This window comes from Novosphingobium sp. 11B (assembly GCF_054589055.1).
Window position 1 is genome coordinate 78,666 of sequence record NZ_BAAILP010000247.1, and the last position, 3,588, is coordinate 82,253.

The 3,588-nt window shown below is 64.8% G+C and carries 4 protein-coding genes; 3 read left to right on the top strand and 1 reads right to left on the bottom strand.

Translation table 11 applies throughout. From position 1 onward, the window contains the following. The coding region (locus ACYPYD_RS22305) for a GIY-YIG nuclease family protein (RefSeq protein WP_459665593.1) at positions 1 to 260 on the bottom strand (260 nt) is incomplete at its 3' end. Between the two features lie 277 nt (positions 261 to 537). Here ACYPYD_RS22305 and ACYPYD_RS22310 point away from each other — a divergent pair. The 3 genes from ACYPYD_RS22310 to ACYPYD_RS22320 all read left to right on the top strand — a co-directional run bounded on the left by ACYPYD_RS22310 (position 538) and on the right by ACYPYD_RS22320 (position 3,502). Further along, the gene (locus tag ACYPYD_RS22310) at positions 538 to 2,283 is read left to right on the top strand and encodes a methanol/ethanol family PQQ-dependent dehydrogenase (RefSeq protein ID WP_211149584.1); all 1,746 of its coding nucleotides are present in this window, start codon (positions 538 to 540) and stop codon (positions 2,281 to 2,283) included. A 61-nt stretch (positions 2,284 to 2,344) separates the two neighbouring features. Then, the gene (locus tag ACYPYD_RS22315; protein WP_008830497.1) at positions 2,345 to 3,025 is read left to right on the top strand and encodes a response regulator transcription factor; all 681 of its coding nucleotides are present in this window, start codon (positions 2,345 to 2,347) and stop codon (positions 3,023 to 3,025) included. A 45-nt stretch (positions 3,026 to 3,070) separates the two neighbouring features. After that, on the top strand, positions 3,071 to 3,502 hold the full coding sequence (locus ACYPYD_RS22320) for an acyl-CoA thioesterase (protein WP_459665595.1): 432 nt from the start codon (positions 3,071 to 3,073) through the stop codon (positions 3,500 to 3,502). Positions 3,503 to 3,588 lie beyond the last annotated feature (86 nt).

A 3,588-nucleotide genomic window follows, 5' to 3' on the forward strand; every position in this document is an offset into this window, starting at 1 on the left:
TTGAGCGTTTCGATCAGTGCCAGCTTCTTCCTGCGAGACCCGGCTTTCAGCTGCTTCTCGCGCAGAATGGCATGCTCCATCGTCGAGTGCAGTTCGAACCATACCAACACCTTGCAGCCATATCTGCTTGTGAAGCCATCGACGACGCCCTCGCGATGCTGCCATGCCCGGACGCGCAAGTTGGAGGTGACGCCGACGTAGATCGTTCCGTTCGGCCCGCTCGCCATGATGTAGACCGCCGGCTGGAAATCACGCTTCATGACCGGAACATGTGGTCGTCACGCTCCGCCCGCCAATTAACACCTCGTCACTACTCCCCCTTTCGTCATTGCGAGCGCAGCGAAGCAATGACGATGTGTGTGGGGATGTGCGGAGGGGGCCGCGAGGATGCGCGTTAGGACGCAGCAAAACCCTCCTCCCAAGGTGCAATTTTGCCGGCCCTCCTACAGTCCTAGGCTGCACGGCGACGATCGGGGTTCGGGGGCATTTTCCCGAGACACGCACCCCCGGCCGAATACCCAAAAACGGAGGGACAGGATGAAGCGGCGTTTCACACATATACTCGCAGCCCTGACGGCAGCCAGCAGCCTCGCGGCAGTACCGCTCTCGGCCGCCGATGGCCCGACCAGCGCCGACCTGCTCAAGGACGCCGACACCCCCGGCGACGTGCTGACGTACGGCATGGGCCCCTGGCAGCAGCGCTTCAGCTCGCTCGACCAGATCAACACCGGCAACGTCGCCAAGCTGCTCCCGGTCTATGCCTCCTCGCTCGGCGGCGAGAAGCAGCGTGGGCAGGAGGCGCAGCCGCTGGTCTATGACGGCACCATCTACGTCACCGGATCGTACTCGCGCCTGTTCGCCTTCGATGCGCGCACCGGCGAGAAGAAGTGGGAGTACAACGCCCGCCTGCCCGACGCGATCATGCCGTGCTGCGACGTGGTCAACCGCGGCGCCGCGATCCACGGCGACAAGATCATCTTCGCCACCCTCGACGCGCATCTGGTCGCGCTCAACCGCAACACCGGCAAGGTCGTGTGGAACAAGAAGACCGGCGACTATCAGGCCGGCTACTCGGCCACCGCCGCGCCGCTGATCGTCGGCGACAAGGTCATCACCGGCAACTCGGGCGGTGAATTCGGCGTCGTCGGCGCGGTTCAGGCGCGCAACGTCGATACCGGCGAGCTGATCTGGGAACGCCCGGTGATCGAGGGCCACGTCGGCACCCTCAACGGCCAGCCCAACGGCATGACCGGCAAGCTCAATGCCACCTGGCAGGGCGACTTGTGGAAGACCGGCGGCGGCGCGACGTGGCTGGGCGGCACGTACGATCCGGGCACCAACCTCGTCTACTTCGGCACCGGCAACCCGGCGCCATGGAACAGCCACCTGCGCCCCGGCGACAACCTCTACACCTCCTCCACGCTCGCCATCGATGCCGACACCGGCGTCATCAAGTGGCACTACCAGACCACCCCGCACGACGGCTGGGACTTCGACGGCGTGAACGAGTTCATCCCCTTCGACGCCACCATAAAGGGCAAGGCGATGAAGCTGGGCGCGAAGGCGGACCGCAACGGCTACTTCTACGTGCTCGACCGGACGACCGGCAAGTTCATCTCCGCCAACCGCTTCGTAATGCAGACCACCTGGGCCGACGGCATCAACCCCAAGACCGGCCGCCCCAACGTGATCGACGCGGGCCGTCCGGGCGCGCCCAGCGGCACCGAAAAGGGCAAGCCGGTGTTCTCCAGCCCGTCGTTCCTAGGCGGCAAGAACTGGATGCCGATGGCGTACTCGAAGGACACCGAACTGTTCTACGTCCCCTCGAACGACTGGGGCATGGACATCTGGAACGAACCGATCGCCTACAAGAAGGGCGCGGCGTACCTCGGCGCGGGCTTCACCATCAAGCCGATCGCCGAGGACCACATCGGCGTGCTGCGCGCCATGGACCCCAAGACCGGCAAGATCGTGTGGGAGTACAAGAACAAGGCCCCGCTGTGGGGCGGCGTGCTGACCACCCACGGCAACCTCGTCTTCACCGGCACGCCTGAAGGCTATCTCAAGGCGTTCGACGCCAAGACGGGCCAAGAGCTGTGGAAGTTCCAGACCGGCTCAGGCGTAGTCGGCTCGCCCATCACCTGGGAGCAGGACGGCGAGCAGTACGTCGGCGTCATGTCCGGCTGGGGCGGCGCGGTGCCTTTGTGGGGCGGCGAAGTGGCCAAGACCTTCAAGGAGATCAGCCAGGGCGGTATGCTCTGGGTGTTCAAGATCCCCAAGTAACGCAACCCTGAAATGGCGCGCCGGTTACCGCTGGCGCGCCATCCCTCCCCGGGATAAAGACATGGAAACACTCGCCGTCACGGAAAACAACATGGGCGAATATGGGGCACCCGACCGCGTTCTGATCGTCGACGACCACTCGCTGGTCCGCGACGGGCTACGCTCGATCTTCGACGATGCCTTCCCCGACTGCACGATCCTCGAGGCGGACAGCCTCGAAGCGGCGCTGCGGGTGCTGGACGAAGCGGGCGACGTCGATCTCGTGCTGCTCGACCTCAATATTCCCGACGTCTCGCACCTTTCGGGCCTGCAGGCGGTGCGGGACAAGTTCCCCGCCACGCCGGTAGTGATGGTCTCGGGCGTGACCGACCGCAACGTGGTGCGCGACGCGCTGGCGGCGGGCGCGGCGGGTTTCGTGCCCAAGTCGCTGAAGCGCGCGGCGATCGTCGATGCGCTGCAACAGGTGCTCTCGGGCGAGATCTACATGCCCGACCTTCCCGGCGACGAAAGCGCGGCGGCAGAGGAAGACCTGATCCGCGCCCGCATCGACACCCTCACCCCGCAGCAGCGCGTGGTGCTGGGGCATCTGGTGGCCGGACGGCTGAACAAGCAGATCGCCTATGAACTCGACGTCTCGATGACGACGGTGAAGGCGCATGTCTCGGCGATCCTGCAGAAGATGAACGTGTTCAGCCGCACGCAGGCGGTGATCATGGCGGGCAAGATCGGCTTTCGCGGGTAAGGAAGCGCTGGCGCTCCGCCGCCGGCGTTCCTAACACTGCCGCCTATGAGCCGAGACCCCTTGCGCCCGCGCGCCGCCTACCGTGCTTTCGTCCCCCTGACGACGCGGTGGCATGACAACGACGTCTACGGCCACGTGAACAACGTGGTCTATTATTCGTACTTCGACACGGCCGTAAACACCTGGCTGATCGAGGCGGGCCTGCTCGATATCGAGACCGGCGACCCGATCGGCGTCGTGGTGGAGACCGGCTGCCGCTATGCCGCCTCGGTGCATTTCCCGCAGAAGCTGGAAGTTGGCATGACAGTCGCGAAGCTGGGCACCAGCAGCGTGACCTATCACCTCGGCCTGTTCGTCGAGGGCTCGGAGGAACCGGCCGCCGAAGGGCATTTCACGCACGTCTATGTCGGACGCGAAAGCCGCCGCCCGGTAGCCTTGCCCGATAACTGGCGCGAGAAGCTGGCTAAGCTAGCCTGATCAAGCAGGGCCTTCGACAAGCTGAGGCTGAGCGGGGTTCGGGGGTAAAACTACTCTTTAATCCGCTCAGCCTGAGCTTGTCGAAG